The organism is Streptomyces sp. NPDC029956, from assembly GCF_055574655.1.
In genome coordinates this window covers 36,125-53,245 of the sequence record NZ_JBVHZJ010000061.1, presented here as the reverse complement: position 1 = coordinate 53,245, position 17,121 = coordinate 36,125, and the positions used below count along the sequence as shown (strand labels likewise).

The following is a 17,121-nucleotide window of genomic DNA, read 5'->3' as shown; positions in this document are numbered from 1 at the left end:
GGGGGAGGGGGGCGAGGGGGGGGGTGCGGGGCGGCGGGATGTGGGGCGTGGGGGGGGGGGGGGGGGAGGGCGCCCCCCCCCCCCCCCCCCCCCCCCCCCCTCCGGGCATGCCTGTGAGCATCGACACGAAACGGGCAAACGATCACGTTTGCCTGCCACAGTGGGCGCACGTAGGTCAAGCGTTCTTTTTCGGGCTGTTCCCGGTGAAGATCCTCGAACCACCCAGGGAGCACGTCCTTTGGCAGCCATCGCACGGTGGTGCATCAAGCACCGCCTCGTCGCCGTCCTGCTGTGGCTCGTCGCCCTCGGTGGAGTCGGCACCGGGGCGGTCGTCGCCGGCACCGCGTACTCCAACGACTACGAGGTCCCCGGAACCGAGTCCGGCCGTGCCACCGCCCTCCTGGAGCGCGGCTTCCACGGCCTCGGCGGTGACAGCGACACCATCGTCTGGCACACCGACAAGGGCAGCGTCCGCGCCGACGCCGTCGAGCACCGCATGACCACGATGCTCGACAAGGTCGAGCAGCTCCCCGGCATCGCCACCGTGACCTCCCCGTACGGCGACGCCCGGGGCCAGGTCAGCGGGGACGGGCACACCGCCTACGCCACCGTCACCTTCCACGAGCAGGCCGACGACATCCCCGAGGCACAGGCCCGGGCCCTCGTCGACACCGCCAAGGCCGCCGCGAACGAAGCCGACGGACTCGCCGTCGAACTCGGCGGCAGCGCCGTCGCCCTCACCGAAGCCCCCGGCGGACACATCGCCGAGGTCGTCGGCGTCGCCGTCGCGGCCGTCGTCCTCTTCCTCGCCTTCGGCTCCCTCGCCGCCTCCGCGCTCCCCATCGCGACCGCGCTCGTCAGTGTCGGCATCGCCTACTCCGGGATCGTGCTCCTCGGCCACCTGATGACCGTCGCCGACTTCGCCCCCATGCTCGGCATGCTCGTCGGCCTCGGCGTCGGCATCGACTACGCCCTCTTCATCGTCACCCGGCACCGCAGAGGCCTGAAACGCGGGCTCTCCGTCGCCGAGGCCGCCGAGACCGCCGTGGCCACCACCGGCCGCGCCGTCGTCTTCGCCGGCGCCACCGTCTGCATCGCCCTGCTCGGCATGCTGATCCTGCGGCTCAGCTTCCTCAACGGCGTCGCCATCGCCGCCTCCCTCACCGTCGTCCTCACGGTGGCGGCCTCCGTCACCCTGCTGCCGGCGCTGCTCTCCCTCATCGGCATGCGGGCGCTGTCCCGGCGCGAACGCCGGACGCTCGCCGAGCACGGGCCGCAGCCCGAGCTGCCCACCGGCTTCGCCGCCCGCTGGTCCGCCTTCGTCGAGCGGCACCCCAAGCTCCTCGGGCTCGTCGCCGCCGTCGTCATGGGCGTCCTCGCGCTGCCCACCCTCTCGCTCCACCTGGGCACCTCCGACCAGGGCAACGGCCCGGCCACCGCGACCACGCGGCAGGCGTACGACCTGATCGCCGACGGCTTCGGCCCCGGCGTGAACGGTCCCCTCACCCTGGTCGCCGGGCTCGACGGCGCCGACGACCGGGTCGCGCTCGACCAGCTGCCGGCCGCCCTGTCGGCCGCCAAGGGCGTCGCGTCCGTCTCCCCTGTCACGTACAACAGCTCCGGCGACACCGCCCTCCTCACCGTCGTCCCCGACTCCTCGCCCCAGTCCAAGGCCACCAGCGAGCTGGTCGACCGGCTCCGCACGGACGTCCTCCCGGCGGCCGAGAGCGGCACCTCGCTCGATGTGCACGTGGGCGGCGTCACCGCCTCGTACGACGACTTCGCCGAGATCATCATCGGCAAGCTGCCGCTCTTCGTCGGTGTCGTCATCGCGCTCGGCTGTCTGCTGCTCCTGCTCGCCTTCCGCTCCATCGGCATCCCGCTCAAGGCCGCAGCCATGAACGTCGCCGCCGTCGCCGGTGCCTTCGGCGTCGTCGTGGCGATCTTCCAGTGGGGCTGGGGGAGCGAGCTCCTCGGCCTCGGCAGCGCCGGGCCGATCGAACCCTTCCTCCCGGTGATCATGGTCTCGGTCCTCTTCGGGCTCTCCATGGACTACCAGGTCTTCCTGGTCAGCCGGATGTACGAGGAGTGGCTGGAGACCGGCGACAACCGGCGGGCGGTCCGGGTCGGCCTCGCCGAGACCAGCCGAGTCATCAACTCCGCCGCCGTGATCATGATCGCGGTCTTCCTCGCCTTCGTCCTCTCCGGCGACCGGGTCATCGCGATGTTCGGCATCGCGCTCGCGGCGGCCGTGGCCCTCGACGCCTTCGTGCTGCGGACGCTTCTCGTCCCCGCCCTCATGCACATGCTCGGCGGGGCGAACTGGTGGCTGCCCAAGTGGCTCGACCGCCTCCTGCCCCGGATCAGCATCGAGACGCCGGAATGCCGCGAGGCCGCCGACGCGCGTGTGAAAATACCTGCTCAGCGTGTGACGGCAGGGACGGCAGGGACGGCAGGAGCGGTGGTCGCGGCCTCCGTCGCGGAGGAGAGGAACGACGATGTTCGCGATATCGCTGGGTGACGACGGCGCAGAGCTGAGGCCCCTGGAGCCCTCGAAGGCCGAGGAGTTCCTCGCCCACATGGACCGCGGACGCGAGTTCATCGGTGAGCACATCGTCCTCCCCGACGTCGTGGCCGACCTCGACTCCGCCCGCTCCTTCCTCGGCTCGTACGCCGAGAAGGCCGCGAACGACACCGGGCGCATCTACGGCATCTGGACCGGGGGCACGCTCGTCGGCGGCGTCCTCTTCCGGACCTTCGACGCCACCTACGGCACCGCCGAGGCGGGCTGCTGGCTGGAGCCCTCCGCCGCCGGGAAGGGCCTGATCACCCGCGCCTGCCGGGTCATCATCGACTGGGCGATCGAGGAGCGCGGAATCCACCGCGTCGAGTGGCACGCCTCCGCGAAGAACGGGCCGAGCATCGCCGTCGCCCGCCGCCTCGGCATGACCCGCGAGGGCGTGCTGCGCGAGAACTACCCGCACCGCGGCGTCCGCGCCGACACCGAGGTCTGGGCCGTCCTCGCCCCGGAGTGGCGCGCGGCGAAGGCCGCGTGACCCGTTTTCCTCATACGGTTCTCATACGGGGCGCCTAGCGTGCCGCGCATGGACACGAAGACGACGACAGAGAAGACCGGCGAGAGCACGGACGCCGCCGGGACCGCCGAGGCGGCCGCGCCCGTCGAGGAGAAGACCGCGGTCGCGCTCGACAAGAAGGACGCCGGGCCGGCCACCGCGCTGATCGACGAGGACTGGGACGGCGACGAGGACGAGGCCGACGCCGAGGACGACGGCGACGACCTCTTCGCGGAGGCTGCCACTCCCGCCTCCGCCGGCATCGGCGGCGCCGCCGCGGCCGTGGTCTCCGCCGCTCTCGGCGCCGTCGCGCTCACCGGCACCTGGACCGGCAAGGTCGTCTCCGAGCGAGAGACCCTCCTCGGGCAGATCAAGACCTCCGGGGCCGGCACTCCGGCTCAGCAGATCTCCGAGATCTACGGCGACGCCTGGCACAGCACCGCCCTGGTCAACGGCGTCTTCGCGCTGATCGCCCTGCTCGTCGCCGTCGTCGTGCTCGTCCTGCCGGGCCGGCCCGCCTGGGTCCGCTCGGTCGCCGTCGCCGGCGCCGTTCTCGGCGGCCTGGGGCTGCTCCTGTCGGTCGGTACCTACTTCGACCTGTTCCTGAGCCTGCCCACCGCCGGATCCTGACCCCCCTCCTAAGGCGGCCCGGGGTGACGCCTAAGTCCCCCCAGGACCCGCCTAAGGACCCCCGTACCCCGAACATGCGGCACACGCCCGATGTGGCCGCACCCCCTGGGAAACGAAGGTAGAGGCATCGCAAGGAGCGATGCCGAAACCGAGAAGAACCAGGGAGCACCCGATGTTCGAGTACGAACTCCACCGCATGAACCACGTCCAGCTCGTCCGTGAGGCCGCCGCCCAGCGACTGTCCCACGAGGCCGCCGAGACGGTCGGCTCCGCCCGGGGGCTGCGCCGCCTCGGCCGCCGGAGCGGGAACGAGGACGCGGAGGGGCGGGTGAGCGACGGGGGACGCAGTCGCTTCGTCCGGGCCGCGTGACCCCCGTATGAGCGACGGCATGGACGGCTGTGCGATGCTCGGCGCCGTGGAGACCAGGTCAGTCAGTCCCGTGTTCGTCGGCCGCGCCGGCGAGCTCACCGCCCTCACCGAGGCGCTCTCCCGCGCGACCGCGGGGGAGCCCCAGGCCCTGCTCATCGGCGGCGAGGCGGGGGTCGGCAAGACCCGGCTCATCGAGGAGTTCCTCGACACGGCCTGCGCGCAGGGCGCCGTCGTCGCGCTCGGCGGCTGCGTCGAACTCGGCGCCGACGGCCTGCCCTTCGCCCCCTTCGCCACCGCACTGCGCTCGCTCCGCCGGCGCCTCCCCGAGGAACTCGCCGCCGCGGCCGACGGCCAGCAGGCCGAACTCGCCCGGCTCCTCCCCGAACTGGGCGACCCCGGCAGCCACGAATCCTCGGACGAGGACTCCACCGCCCGCCTCTTCGAACTGACCGTACGGCTCCTGGAACGGCTCGCCGCCGACCGTACGATCGTGCTCGTCCTGGAAGACCTGCACTGGGCCGACGCCTCCACCCGGCACCTCCTCACCTACCTCCTCCGCACCCTGCGTCGCGGCCGCATCGTGGTCGTCGCCAGCTACCGCGCCGACGACATCCACCGCCGCCACCCGCTGCGCCCCCTCCTCGCCGAACTCGACCGGCTCCGCACCATCCGCCGCATCGAACTCGCCCGCTTCACCCGCACCGAGGTGCACCGCCAGCTCACCGGCATCCTCGCCGCCGAACCCGACCCCGGCCTCGTCGAGGAGGTCTTCGAACGCTCAGACGGCAACGCCTTCTTCGTCGAGGAGCTCATCGTCTCCCACGAGGCCGGCTGCGCCGCGGGACAGCTCAGCGACTCCCTGCGCGACCTCCTGCTCGTCCGGGTCGAGATGCTCCCCGAGGACGCCCAGCGGATCGCCAGGATCGTCGCCGAGGGCGGCTCCACCGTCGAGTACGGACTGCTCGCCGCCGTCGCCCGGCTCACCGAGGACGAACTCATCGAGGCCCTGCGGGCCGCCGTCGGCGCCAACCTCCTGCTCGCCGTCCCCGACGGCGACGGCTACCGCTTCCGCCACTCCCTGGTCCGCGAGGCCGTCAGCGACGACCTGCTGCCCGGCGAACGCTCCCGCCTCAACCGGCGCTACGCCGAGGCCCTGGAGGCCGACCCCGGGCTCGTCCGGGCCGACGAGCGCGCCAACCGGCTGGCCACCTACTGGTACCACGCGCACGACCCGTCCAAGGCCCTGCCCGCCGTCCTCAGCGCCTCCGTCGCCACCCGCAAGCGCCACGCCTACGCCGAGCAACTCCGCCTCCTCGAACGGGCCATGGAACTCTGGGACGAGGCCCCCGCCGAGATCCGCGGCTCGCTCCGGCCCATGGACTACGCCGAGGCCTACCCCGCCTGCGGCTGCGACCCCGAGACCGCCGCGCTCAGCTACCTCGACCTGCTCGCCGAGGCCGCCGTCGCCGCCCGGCTCAGCGGCGACCGCGAACGCGCCCTGAAGATCGGCAAGACGGCGCTGCGCCTCCTCGACGACACGGAACGGGGCGACCCCCTCCGCGCCGCCTGGTTCTGGACCGAGCGCGCCCGCCTCCAGTCCAACCTCGGCCGGGGCGACGGCTGGGAGGAGATCGCCCGCGCCCAGGAACTCGTCAAGGGCCTTCCGCCGTCCGCCGTCCACGCCGTGGTCCTCGTCGGCGCCGCCGGCTGGGGCATGCTCCGCAACCCCGGCCCCGACGCCCTCGCCGCCGCCGAACGCGCCGTCGAGTACGCCCGGCTCGTCAAGGCCGAGTCGATCGAACTCAACGCCCGGCTCACCCTCGGCACCCTCATGACCGCGGCCGGCGACGTCGAGGCCGGACTCGCCGAGATGCACGCGGTACGGGAACGCACCGCGGCCCTCGGCCAGTTCACCGAGACCGCCCGCGCCCACATCAACCTCTCCTCGGCCCTCGAGTCCCTCGGCCGCTCGGCGGAGGCCGTCGACGTGGCCGACACCGGCATCCGCGTCGCCCGCGCCTACGGCCTCGTCGACAGCGTCGGCTGGGTCGAGTCCAACCGGGCCGAGTCCCTCTTCTCGCTCGGCAGCTGGGGCGAGATCGGAGAGATCGCCAACCGGCTGCTCCGGTCGGCCACCAGCAGCAAGCCCCGCGGCTCGGCCTCCCTCCGCCTCGCCCAGCTCGCCGTCGCCCGCGGCGAACTCGACGCGGCGCGCCGCCACCTCGCCGACGCCCGCGCCGCCTACGGCAGCCGCGACACGATCCCGCAGTACGTCCTGCCCATGGCCCAGGTCGAGATCGCCGTGGCCGCCGCCGAGGGACGCATCGAGGACGTCCGGACCCAGCTGGCCGCCGCCGAACAGGCCGGCTTCCCGCCCAGCACCCACCGCTACGGCTGGCCCCTCCTCCTCACCGCCGTCACCGCCGAGGCCGACAGCCGGGGACTGCCCGCCGCCGACGAGGGCCGCGCCGAGGCGCTCGCCGTCGTCCGCCGCAGCGTCCGCGGCCTCGCCACCCCGGCCCCCGTCTGGGAGGCCTACTCCCGGCAGGTCTCCGAGGAGATCGCCCGCGCCGAGGGCCGCGAGACCGCCGCCCGCTGGGCCGAGGTCGCCGCCGCCTACGAACCGCTCGAACGCCCGTACCAGCTGGCCCGCGTCCGCCACCGCCACGCCGACGCCCTGCTCGTCGAGGGCGGCCGCCGCGAGGAGGCCACGGCGCTGCTCCGGCAGGCCCACGTCACGGCCGTCCGCCTCGGCGCCCGCCCGCTCCGCGAGGACGTGGAGCTCCTCGCCGCCCGCGCCCGCCTCTCCCTGACCGAGGAGAAGCAGGTCCCGGCCGCCGCCGAGCCGGGGGACGACACCTTCGGCCTCACCCCCCGCGAGCACGACGTCCTGCGTCTCGTCGCGGCCGGCCGCACCAACCGTCAGATCGCCGAGGAACTGTTCATCTCACCCAAGACGGCCAGCGTCCACGTCTCCCACATCCTCGCCAAGCTCGGCGTCGCCGGCCGGGGTGAGGCCGCCGCCCTGGCCCATCGCCTCCACCTCCTCGACACGCCCCTCTGACCCACCGGGCCCGCCGCCGAGCGCCGCGTGCCTACCCGCCGTGTCTTCGACCGCCGTGTCGCCGGCCGCCGCGTCCCCGGCCGCCCCGCCGCCCGCCGCTACCCCCGCGGCCGGACGGCGGGGGGCCCGTATCGTCACGCGGCCCGATGTCAGGTCTATCGGCCCCCGCGACGGGTCCGCGTCACCCGGGTCCTCCCTGGTCAGCGCCTGCCTGCGAAGCTCCTCCTCCGTGTGTCTGCGGCCGGGCGCGAACAGCTCCGCCAACGGGTCGAACACGGTCACCAGCTCCTTCAGCTCACCTCCAGCCGGAGAATCCTGTCGTCCCCGGGCCCGGGCGTCCCCCGGCCGTCGGTTTCGCTGGTCACCAGCCAGAGCCGCCCGCCGCCCCCCGCGAGGACCGTGCGCAGACGTCCGTACTCCTCCGAGAGGAACGCCTCGGGGTCTCCCGAGCGTTCCGCCCCGGAGAGCGGGATCCGCCACAGCCGCTCGCCTCTGAGCCCGGCCATCCAGATCGCGCCCCGCGCGTACGCGATCCCGCTGGGGGAGGCCTCCGAGGTCGGCCACTGGGCCACCGGGTCCACGAACCCGGCCTTCCCGGCCTGCCCCTCGGCCTCCGGCCAGCCGTAGTTCTTCCCGGGCTCCACCAGGTTCAGCTCGTCCCAGGTGTTCTGCCCGAACTCGGCCGCCCACAGACGACCCTCGTCGTCCCAGGCGATGCCCTGCACATTCCGGTGCCCGTACGAATAGACCACCGACCCGGGGAAGGGGTTGCCGGGCGCCGGCTCGCCCTCCGGTGTCATCCGGAGGATCTTCCCGCCGAGCGACTCACGGTCCTGGGCCAGACCGGTCCGGCCCGTCTCGCCCGTCCCCGCGTACAGCATCCGGTCCGGCCCGAACGCGATCCGTCCGCCGTTGTGCACGAGCCCCTTCGGGATGCCGGTCAGCACCGGCTGCGGCGCGCCGAGCCGGTCGCCCTCCGCGCCGCCGTACCGCATGCGCACGATGCGGTTGTCCGACTCGGCGGTCAGATACGCGTACACCCAGCCGTCCCGCACGGCGAGGCCCATCAGGCCGCCCTCCCCGCCCGGCACCACCCCCGGCACCTCGCCGAGCGAGGTCTTCGCCCCGGTCGTTCCGTCGACCTTCGTGATCGTCCGCTCGTCCCGCGAGGAGACCAGCAGGTCCCCGTCGGGCAGCTCGGCGAGCCCCCAGGGCGACTTCAGCCCCTCGGTGAGCGTGCCCGTCACCGTCACCCGCCCGCCGGCGGGCGCGGTGGCGGACCCGGACGGGCTCGCCGGGGCGGTGGCCGACGCAGGGGCCGACGTCGGCGGCGCCGTACCCGGCCGGTCCTCCGTACCCCCCGAGGAGCAGCCCGCCACCAGGACCAGCACGGCGGCGCCCCACAGGGCCTTCACAACTGCAGGACGGCTCATGGCACGGTCCCCTTCGACGAGTCGAGCGGCATCCCTTCACCCTTGATACACCGCCCGGCGCGATCAGGTTCCCGACCGCCGCGACAACCCGTGTCCCGCGATCCCGCGAGACCTTCAGTCCCAGGACCCGCGGGCCGCCGGAAGGGCCGCGATCTCCGCCAGGTCCGCCGCCGTCAGCCGCAGCCCGGCCGCCCGCGCGTTCTCCACGGCCCAGCACTCCCGCTTCGCCCCCGGCACCGGCACGACGTGCCGCCCCCGGCCGAGCACCCAGGCGAGCGCCACCTGCGCGGGGGTGACCTGCGCCCCGTGCCGCGCGGCCACCCGCCGCAGACCCGACACCAGCGGCTGGTTCGCCGCCATCATCTCCGCCGTGAACCGGGGGTGCCGGGCCCGCGGGTCCTCCGGCTCGAAGCCGCCGCCCGGAGTCAGCGTCCCGGTCAGGAAGCCGTTCCCCAGCGGCATCGCCGCCAGGAAGCCGACACCCCGCGCCGCGCACCACGGAAGCAGCCGCACCAGCGCCTCCTGGGACCACACCGACAGCTCGGCCTCCACCGCCGCCACCGGGAACACCTGCTGGATCCGCTCCAGTTGGCGGATCGTTCCCTCATAGCCGTCACGGCTGACACCGGTCGCGCCCCGGCGGGCCGAGCGGCTGCCGACGGCGCACAGCCCGAGCGCCCGCACCTTGCCGGCCGAGACCAGCTCGGCCATCGCTCCCCAGGTCTCCTCGACCGGAACCTCGGGGTCGGCCCGGTGCAGCTGGTACAGGTCGATCACATCGGTCTGGAGCCGTCGCAGCGAGGCGTCGCAGGCCCGGCGGACGTACCCCGGCCTGCCGTTGGCGACCACGTGCCGCCGCTCGCCGCCGTCGCCGACGAGCAGCCCGCACTTCGTCGAGACGAAGGCGTCCGCCCGTCGCTCCTTCAACACCCGCCCCACCAGAAGCTCGTTGGTGAACGGGCCGTACATGTCGGCGGTGTCGAGCAGGCTCACCCCGGCGTCCAGCGCCGCGTGCACGGTCCGCAGCGAGCGGTCTCCCCGCTGTTCCGAACGGCTGTACGCCCAGCTCATCGGCATGCACCCCAGGCCGACCGCACCCACGTCGAGCGCCGCCGCCCCGATAGTCCTGCGCTCCACCTGCCGGTACCCCTCCCTGTGCCGTCCCCCAAAGTAACCAATGACGCACGGGATTCTTCGCATAGCCTCCCGGTCATGAGATTCGAGAACACGACCGCTGACGTGTGGCTTCCGATTCCCGCGGACGAGATCGACGATCTTCCCGAACCGGGCGCGTCGGGCCTGAACTACCGCTTCTGGGACGGCGGGCCGGAGTTCCCGGCGGACCCGGCGCACTGCGCCTTCTACGTCGTCCCGTACATGAAGGGCTCCGAGATCGCCGTACGGCCGCTGGCCGCGATGTCCTCGCTGCGGATCGTGCAGACCCTCTCCGCGGGCATCGACCACGTCACCCCCGGCATCGACTCACTGCGTCCGGGCGTCGCCGTCTGCAACGCGAAGGGCGTCCACGAGGCCAGCACCGCCGAGCTCACGCTCGCGCTGATCCTGGCCTCGCTGCGCGGCATCCCCGGCTTCGTGCGCGGCCAGGACGCCGAGGAGTGGCGGGCCGGCTTCTACCCCGCGCTCGCCGACAAGTCCGTCCTGATCGTCGGGTACGGGTCGATCGGCGCCGCCATCGAGGACCGGCTCGCGCCCTTCGAGTGCGCGCGGGTGTCGCGCGTCGCGCGCTCCGCTCGCACCACAGCGCGCGGCGAGGTCCATCCCCTGACGGAGCTGCCCGCGCTGCTTCCGGATGCCGATGTCGTCGTGCTCTCCACTCCGCTCACGCCCGCGACCAGGCATCTCGCCGACGCCGGGTTCCTCGGCCGGATGAAGGACGGGGCGCTCCTCGTGAACGTCGCCCGGGGGCCGGTCGTCGACACCGCGGCCCTGCTCAAGGAGGTCGAGAGCGGCAGGATCACGGCGGCCCTCGATGTCACCGACCCGGAACCGCTGCCGGCCGGGCATCCGTTGTGGCACGCTCCCGGTGTCCTCATCAGCCCGCACGTCGGAGGTTCCACTTCGGCGTTCATGCCGCGGGCGAAGCGGCTGATCTCGGGGCAGCTGCGGCGGTTCGTGGCGGGCGAGGAGCCGGCCAACGTCCTGCTCACCACCGGCTGAGCGGCCGAGCTGGGCCGGTCGGGTGGTGCGCGCCCCCGACACGCGCCGCCTGCGACCCCCCGGACCGTCACGGAGAGTACTGCGACCCTGTCCCTGAGTGACCATCCTGGTGTATCGTCCCGGAGCGGGGGGACTGCGTCGAGTACGGGCTGACGCTGGGGAGCGAAGTGACGGGTCATCAGATTCCGAGGGGGGCGACGGGTGAAGCACGGCCGGAGGACCGACGATCCGACGCGGCGACGCCGCCGTCGGCGGGCCTTCCGAGCCTCGCCGCCGGCCTGGCGCGTTCCGTGCCGGACCAGGCCGCGCCGCACCGCGCGCCCCGAGCAGCCGAGCCTTCGGACGCCGGAACGGAGGCCGGGCCGGGCACCGGTACGGCTCCCGGCCCGACGCCCGGGCCGGGCACCGGACCACGCACCGGACCGGACCGCCGAGCCGAGGGTCACGGTGCCGAACCACCGGGCGCGGCCGCTCGGTCCGGCGACGCCGCGACCCCGGCCTCCCGCGCCGCCGCGCCGAAGGGCGCGCCCGCGGCGTACGCGCCTCATGGCGACTTCACGCCACACGGCGCCGGCGCCGCCGCCGCGCCGGAGCCGGCCGCCCGGGTCGGACGGAAGCCGGGCGCCGCACCGGAGTCGCTCGCCCCGGCCGCACGGAAGCCGAGCGCCGCACCCGAGCAGGCCGTCCCGGTCGTACGGGACCCCGCAGGTCCCCACGACTGCGACGGGCACGCTCCCGGCGGCGCCGACGAGCCGTCGGCGCGCCCGCACGACGCGGCCGGGTGCGGTGGCGCGGCGCCGGAGGGGCCGGTGAGCGCGCCCGGGGCGGTCCTCGCACGGCGCCCCGTCGGCGGGGCAGGCGACTCCGGACACCCGGACCCCGGGCGCCCCTGCTTCGGCTCCCTCCTCGCCCAGATCGCCCTGGTGGTGATCTGCGCGGGCTACACGACCGGCGCTTCGCTCGGCTGGGGATCACCGGAACTCGCACTGTTCATGGGTGACTTCGGACTCAGCGCCGCCGCCCTCACCGCCGCGGTCTCCTGCTTCCTCTACGGGCGCGCCCACCGCGGCAGCGCCCGCCCCGCCTGGCTCCTCTTCGCGTTCTCCTCGTTCATGGCCGCCGCGGGAAACGCCGTATGGGGGTGGTACGAGGTGATCCTCCGCACGGAGGTGCCCGACTCCTCCATCGCCGACCTCTTCTTCTTACTCTTCGCACCGCCGGCCATCGTCGGCCTGCTCGTCCTGGCCAAGAAGCCCGTCACCCGGGCCGGCTGGGTCTGCCTGGCGCTCGACGCCTGGCTCATCGGGGGCTCGCTGCTCACCCTCTCGTGGAGCCTCGCCCTCGCCCGTACCGCCCACTTCCAGAACGAGCCGGTCGCCCAGGCGGCACTGTCCCTCGCGTATCCGCTGCTCGACATCGTCCTGGTGAGCATGGTTCTGGTGCTGCACTTCCGGCGCTCGCAGGCGAACCGCTCGGCGACCAACACCGCGATCGCCGCCCTTGCCCTGACCGTGCTGTGCGACGCCCTGTTCACCTCGCCGCTGCTGCGGGAGAACTACGCCTCGGGCCAGCTGCTCGACGCCGGCTGGTTCGCCGGCTCCCTGCTGCTCGCCTACGCGCCCTGGGGCGTGCGCCGCGTCCCGGACAGCGCCACCCCCGCGCGCGGGCCGTGGCTGCACAGCCGCCCGGTCGCCGGCTCGCTCGCCGCCCTCACGCCGTACCTCGCCGCCGCGGTCTGCACCCTCGGCATCCTGTACAACGTCGTGGAAGGGCGCAGGGTCGACCGCGTCGTCGTCCTCACCGGCTGCACGGTGGTCCTCGCCCTCGTCGTACGGCAGGGCATCATGCTCCTCGATAACATCGCCCTGACCCATGAACTGGCCCAGAAGGAGAACCACTTCAGGTCCCTCGTGCAGGGCTCCAGCGACGTCATCATGATCGCCGCGCCCACCGGGATCCTCCGCTACGTCAGCCCGGCCGCCTCCGGGGTGTACGGACGGGACGCCGAGGAGCTGATCGGCTCCGAGCTCGCCTCGCTCATCCATCCGGAGGACCTCGGCGCCGTCGTCCACGAGGTACGGCGCTTCCTGGCCGTCTCGCCCGCCGAGGAGCCCACCACCCGGATCGAGTGCCGCTTCCGCTCGGGCCATGGGGGCACCTCCCGCTCCGGGGGAGAAGCCGGGGGTGGGGGAGACTGGCTGAACGTCGAGTCCACGGTCAACCGGCACCAGGGCGGACTGATCTTCAACAGCCGGGACGTCACCGAGCGCGTCCGGCTCCAGGCCCAGTTGCAGCACAACGCCGAGCACGACCCGCTCACCGACCTGCCCAACCGCGCCCTCTTCACCCGGCGGGTCCGGCAGGCCCTCAGCGGCCGCCGCGCCTCCGACCCCGGCACGGCCGTGCTCTTCATCGACCTCGACGGCTTCAAGGGCGTCAACGACCGCCTCGGCCACCAGGCGGGCGACGACCTCCTCGTCCAGGCCGCCCGCCGCCTCCACGACTCCGTCCGTGCCGGGGACACCGCCGCCAGGCTCGGCGGCGACGAGTTCGCCGCCCTCATCCTCGGCGACGGCGGCCGCGACCAGGCGGCCCGCACGCAGCAGGTCCAGGAGATCGCCGACCGGCTCCGCCTCACCCTCTCCCGGCCCTACCGCGTCGACGGGGGCAACGAGGTGCGGGTCGCCGCCTCCATCGGCGTCGCCTTCGCCGAGCCCGGCATCGAGGCCGGCGACCTCCTGCGCAACGCCGACCTCGCCATGTACCGAGCCAAGGCCGCCGGCAAGGACCGCGTCGAGCTCTACGCGCCCCAGATGCAGGCCGAGGTCGTCCGCCGGACGGAACTGGCCGCCCGGCTGCGCACCGCCCTCCACGACGGCGAGTTCGCCCTGCTCCACCAGCCGGTCGTGGACCTCTCCACCGGCCGGATCGCCGCCGTCAGCGCCCAGGCGCGCTGGCGATCGGCCCAGGGCATCCTCTTCACCCCCGCCGAGTACCTCCGGGTCGCCGACGACAGCGAGCGCACCGCCGAGCTCGGCCGCTGGCTGCTCGAAGAGGCCGTCGAGCAGGCCGCCGAGCGGGCGGGAATCGGCCATCGCGCCCCCGTGTCCGTCCGGCTCTCCGCCCGCCGGCTCCTGGACCGCTCGCTGCCGCTCGGCTCGATCGAGTCCCTGCTCACCCGGTACGGGCTGCCGTCCGGGTCGCTGATCGTCGAACTCGCCGACAGCGACGCCCGCATCCCGCTCGACGAGCTGGAGCAGCGTCTGGCCACCCTGCGCCGCCTCGGGGTGCGGATCGCGCTCGACGGATTCGGCAGCGGACATCTGGCGATCAACGCCCTTCGAAGGCTTCCCGTCGACATACTGAAGCTGGACCGCGGACTCGTCGAGGGCGTCGTCGAGTCGGCCCGGCTCCGCAAGATCACCCGCGGGGTGCTCCGTATCGCCGACGAGCTCGGGATGCAGACCGTCGCCGAGGGTGTCGACGTACCGGAGCAGGTGATCGCCCTGCGGGCGATGGGCTGCAGCCACGCTCAGGGCATGGCCTTCGCGGGCCCGCTCGACGAGTACCGGCTGCGCAGGGCGCTCGTACGGGACGAGTACCCGCTGCCCGGAGCGGTCCCCGTTCGTGTCGGAAACCGTCCCCCGTTCCGCTCAAATACTGAGACGCCCGTCCCACCCACTTGACAGTGGTGAGGGCTGAGAGGGAGGGTCAATGCCATGCGCACCCGAATTCTCGTACTTGGAAAGCGCGTCGGCTGAAGCAGGGCCACGGCAGGCCCCGCTTGAAACGCACCCGACGCGCTCCCCTCGCTTGCCTCACGGCACGAGGGGTTTTTTGTTGCACTGGCTCACCCCAAAGTCGTCCCAAACCCTCGTAAAACCCTCTGCTTCGAGAAGAGATGCTGATGACCGACCAGGCCACCGGGCACCATCCGCAGCCGCGGCCCCGTAACGGCGCGCAGCCCGCCACCGCCGTCGAGCACGTCACGGGCGCGCAGTCCCTCATCCGTTCTCTCGAAGAGGTGGGTGCGGACACCATCTTCGGTCTCCCCGGTGGCTGCATCCTCCCGGCCTACGACCCGCTGATGGACTCGAAGAAGGTGCGCCACATCCTGGTCCGCCACGAGCAGGGCGCGGGCCACGCGGCAACCGGTTACGCCCAGGCGACCGGCAAGGTCGGCGTCTGCATGGTGACCTCGGGACCCGGTGCGACCAACCTCGTCACCCCGATCGCCGACGCGCACATGGACTCGGTCCCGCTCGTCGCGATCACCGGCCAGGTCGCCTCGAAGGCGATCGGCACGGACGCCTTCCAGGAGGCGGACATCTGCGGCATCACGATGCCGATCACCAAGCACAACTTCCTGGTCACCAAGGCCGACGACATCCCGCGGACGATCGCCGAGGCCTTCCACATCGCCTCCACCGGCCGCCCCGGCCCGGTCCTGGTCGACATCTCCAAGGACGCCCTGCAGGCGAAGACCACCTTCAGCTGGCCGCCGCAGACCGACCTGCCCGGCTACCGCCCGGTGACCAAGCCGCACGCCAAGCAGATCCGCGAGGCCGCCAAGCTGATCAGCGCGGCCAAGCGCCCCGTCCTGTACGTCGGCGGCGGCGTCATCAAGGCCGGCGCCACCGCCGAGCTGAAGATCCTCGCCGAGCTCACCGGAGCCCCGGTCACCACGACCCTGATGGCGCTGGGCGCGTTCCCGGACAGCCACCCGCTGCACGTGGGCATGCCCGGCATGCACGGCGCGGTCACCGCCGTCACCGCCCTGCAGAAGTCCGACCTGATCGTCGCCCTCGGCGCCCGCTTCGACGACCGCGTCACCGGCAAGCTCGACAGCTTCGCCCCGTACGCCAAGATCGTCCACGCGGACATCGACCCGGCCGAGATCGGCAAGAACCGCACGGCCGACGTCCCGATCGTCGGTGACGCCCGCGAGGTCATCGCCGACCTGGTGCAGGCCGTCCAGGCCGAGCACAGCGAGGGCAACAAGGGCGACTACACCGCCTGGTGGAGCGACCTGAACCGCTGGCGCGAGACCTACCCGCTCGGCTACGACCTGCCGGAGGACGGCAGCCTCTCGCCGCAGCAGGTCATCCAGCGCATCGGCCAGCTCGTCCCCGACGACACGATCTTCGCCGCGGGCGTCGGCCAGCACCAGATGTGGGCCGCCCACTTCATCGACTACGAGCGCCCGGCCACCTGGCTGAACTCCGGCGGCCTCGGCACGATGGGGTACGCGGTCCCCGCCGCGATGGGTGCCAAGGCCGGCATGCCCGACCGCCCGGTCTGGGCGATCGACGGCGACGGCTGCTTCCAGATGACCAATCAGGAGCTCACCACCTGCGCCCTGAACAACATCCCGATCAAGGTCGCCATCATCAACAACGGCGCCCTCGGGATGGTCCGCCAGTGGCAGACCCTCTTCTACAACCAGCGCTACTCGAACACCGTGCTGCACTCCGGCCCGGACGACATCCAGGCGAACAAGGGCACCCGCGTCCCCGACTTCGTCAAGCTGTCCGAGGCCATGGGCTGTGTCGCCCTGCGCTGCGAGGACCCGGCCGACCTGGACAAGGTCATCGCGGAGGCCAACGCCATCAACGACCGTCCGGTCGTCATCGACTTCATCGTCCACGAGGACGCCCAGGTCTGGCCGATGGTCGCCGCCGGCACCTCGAACGACGAGGTCATGGCCGCCCGGGGCGTCCGCCCCGACTTCGGCGACGGCGAAGACGACTGAAGCGCGGAACGAAGCAGAGCGAAAAGGAAGAGACCCAGACCATGTCCACCAAGCACACGCTCTCCGTTCTCGTCGAGAACACGCCCGGCATCCTCGCCCGGATCGCCGCCCTGTTCTCGCGCCGCGGCTTCAACATCGACTCCCTCGCCGTCGGTATCACCGAGCACCCCGACATCTCCCGGATCACCATCGTGGTCAGTGTCGAGGACCTGCCCCTGGAGCAGGTGACCAAGCAGCTCAACAAGCTGGTCAACGTCCTGAAGATCGTCGAACTCGAGCCCAGCGCTGCGATCCAGCGCGAGCTCGTCCTGGTGAAGGTCCGCGCCGACAACGAGACCCGCTCCCAGATCGTCGAGATCGTCCAGCTGTTCCGCGCCAAGACCGTGGACGTCTCGCCCGAGGCGGTCACCATCGAGGCCACCGGTTCGAGTGACAAGCTCGACGCGATGCTCAAGATGCTGGAGCAGTTCGGCATCAAGGAGCTCGTGCAGTCCGGCACGATCGCCATAGGGCGTGGTTCCCGGTCCATCACGGACCGGTCCCTCCGGGCCCTCGACCGCAGCGCCTGAGAATCATCGCCTCAGAGTCATCGACGGTCGACCGGCGGTCCATCCGCCGGT

The 17,121-nt window shown here is 72.8% G+C and carries 12 protein-coding genes; 9 read left to right on the top strand and 3 right to left on the bottom strand.

What is annotated here, in order from left to right; translation table 11 throughout:
• Nucleotides 1-238: 238 nt before the first annotated feature.
• The 5 genes from ACZ4XX_RS33690 to ACZ4XX_RS33670 all read left to right on the top strand — a co-directional run bounded on the left by ACZ4XX_RS33690 (nt 239) and on the right by ACZ4XX_RS33670 (nt 7,138).
• Nucleotides 239-2,521 carry an MMPL family transporter gene (locus ACZ4XX_RS33690; RefSeq protein ID WP_468511656.1) on the top strand — a complete coding sequence of 761 codons (2,283 nt, stop codon included), beginning with the start codon at nt 239-241 and terminating at the stop codon, nt 2,519-2,521.
• On the top strand, nt 2,499-3,056 hold the full coding sequence (locus ACZ4XX_RS33685) for a GNAT family N-acetyltransferase (RefSeq protein ID WP_468511655.1): 558 nt from the start codon (nt 2,499-2,501) through the stop codon (nt 3,054-3,056). The genes ACZ4XX_RS33690 and ACZ4XX_RS33685 overlap by 23 nt, the downstream gene beginning before the upstream one ends.
• 48 nt (nt 3,057-3,104) lie before the next feature.
• On the top strand, nt 3,105-3,704 hold the full coding sequence (locus tag ACZ4XX_RS33680) for a hypothetical protein (RefSeq protein ID WP_468511654.1): 600 nt from the start codon (nt 3,105-3,107) through the stop codon (nt 3,702-3,704).
• Between the two features lie 172 nt (nt 3,705-3,876).
• A complete protein-coding gene (locus ACZ4XX_RS33675; protein ID WP_468511653.1) occupies nt 3,877-4,074 on the top strand; it encodes a hypothetical protein in 198 nt (65 codons plus the stop codon).
• A 7-nt stretch (nt 4,075-4,081) separates the two neighbouring features.
• Nucleotides 4,082-7,138, top strand: a complete 3,057-nt coding sequence (locus ACZ4XX_RS33670) for a helix-turn-helix transcriptional regulator (protein ID WP_468511652.1) — start codon at nt 4,082-4,084, stop codon at nt 7,136-7,138.
• On the opposite strand, the gene ACZ4XX_RS33665 is transcribed toward ACZ4XX_RS33670, so the two are convergent.
• From ACZ4XX_RS33665 to ACZ4XX_RS33655, 3 genes are all read right to left on the bottom strand, one after another.
• Nucleotides 7,022-7,414 carry a DUF6191 domain-containing protein gene (locus ACZ4XX_RS33665; RefSeq protein WP_468511659.1) on the bottom strand — a complete coding sequence of 131 codons (393 nt, stop codon included), beginning with the start codon at nt 7,412-7,414 and terminating at the stop codon, nt 7,022-7,024. The genes ACZ4XX_RS33670 and ACZ4XX_RS33665 overlap by 117 nt on opposite strands.
• Before the next feature lie 14 nt (nt 7,415-7,428).
• On the bottom strand, nt 7,429-8,571 hold the full coding sequence (locus ACZ4XX_RS33660) for a PQQ-dependent sugar dehydrogenase (RefSeq protein WP_468511651.1): 1,143 nt from the start codon (nt 8,569-8,571) through the stop codon (nt 7,429-7,431).
• Between the two features lie 114 nt (nt 8,572-8,685).
• Complete coding sequence (locus ACZ4XX_RS33655; protein ID WP_468511650.1) at nt 8,686-9,708, bottom strand: aldo/keto reductase; 1,023 nt, start codon at nt 9,706-9,708, stop codon at nt 8,686-8,688.
• A 75-nt stretch (nt 9,709-9,783) separates the two neighbouring features.
• Here ACZ4XX_RS33655 and ACZ4XX_RS33650 point away from each other — a divergent pair, with 75 nt between their 5' ends.
• The 4 genes from ACZ4XX_RS33650 to ilvN all read left to right on the top strand — a co-directional run bounded on the left by ACZ4XX_RS33650 (nt 9,784) and on the right by ilvN (nt 17,070).
• Nucleotides 9,784-10,749 (top strand): 2-hydroxyacid dehydrogenase, encoded by a 966-nt coding sequence (locus ACZ4XX_RS33650; RefSeq protein WP_468511649.1) that lies wholly within the window; start codon nt 9,784-9,786, stop codon nt 10,747-10,749.
• An 809-nt stretch (nt 10,750-11,558) separates the two neighbouring features.
• Nucleotides 11,559-14,435 carry a putative bifunctional diguanylate cyclase/phosphodiesterase gene (locus ACZ4XX_RS33645; RefSeq protein ID WP_468511658.1) on the top strand — a complete coding sequence of 959 codons (2,877 nt, stop codon included), beginning with the start codon at nt 11,559-11,561 and terminating at the stop codon, nt 14,433-14,435.
• A gap of 215 nt (nt 14,436-14,650) precedes the next feature.
• Nucleotides 14,651-16,501, top strand: coding sequence for an acetolactate synthase large subunit (locus tag ACZ4XX_RS33640; protein ID WP_468511648.1), 1,851 nt, complete (start codon nt 14,651-14,653; stop codon nt 16,499-16,501).
• A 41-nt stretch (nt 16,502-16,542) separates the two neighbouring features.
• Nucleotides 16,543-17,070, top strand: a complete 528-nt coding sequence (ilvN, locus tag ACZ4XX_RS33635) for an acetolactate synthase small subunit (RefSeq protein WP_266897003.1) — start codon at nt 16,543-16,545, stop codon at nt 17,068-17,070.
• Nucleotides 17,071-17,121 lie beyond the last annotated feature (51 nt).

Coding starts and splice junctions, on each gene's coding strand:
- ACZ4XX_RS33660 (WP_468511651.1), bottom strand. CDS start 8,571: ATGAGCCGTCCTGCAGTTGTGAAGGCCCTGTGGGGCGCCGCCGTGCTG.
- ACZ4XX_RS33680 (WP_468511654.1), top strand. CDS start 3,105: ATGGACACGAAGACGACGACAGAGAAGACCGGCGAGAGCACGGACGCC.
- ACZ4XX_RS33675 (WP_468511653.1), top strand. CDS start 3,877: ATGTTCGAGTACGAACTCCACCGCATGAACCACGTCCAGCTCGTCCGT.
- ilvN (WP_266897003.1), top strand. CDS start 16,543: ATGTCCACCAAGCACACGCTCTCCGTTCTCGTCGAGAACACGCCCGGC.
- ACZ4XX_RS33640 (WP_468511648.1), top strand. CDS start 14,651: ATGCTGATGACCGACCAGGCCACCGGGCACCATCCGCAGCCGCGGCCC.
- ACZ4XX_RS33685 (WP_468511655.1), top strand. CDS start 2,499: ATGTTCGCGATATCGCTGGGTGACGACGGCGCAGAGCTGAGGCCCCTG.
- ACZ4XX_RS33650 (WP_468511649.1), top strand. CDS start 9,784: ATGAGATTCGAGAACACGACCGCTGACGTGTGGCTTCCGATTCCCGCG.
- ACZ4XX_RS33670 (WP_468511652.1), top strand. CDS start 4,082: ATGAGCGACGGCATGGACGGCTGTGCGATGCTCGGCGCCGTGGAGACC.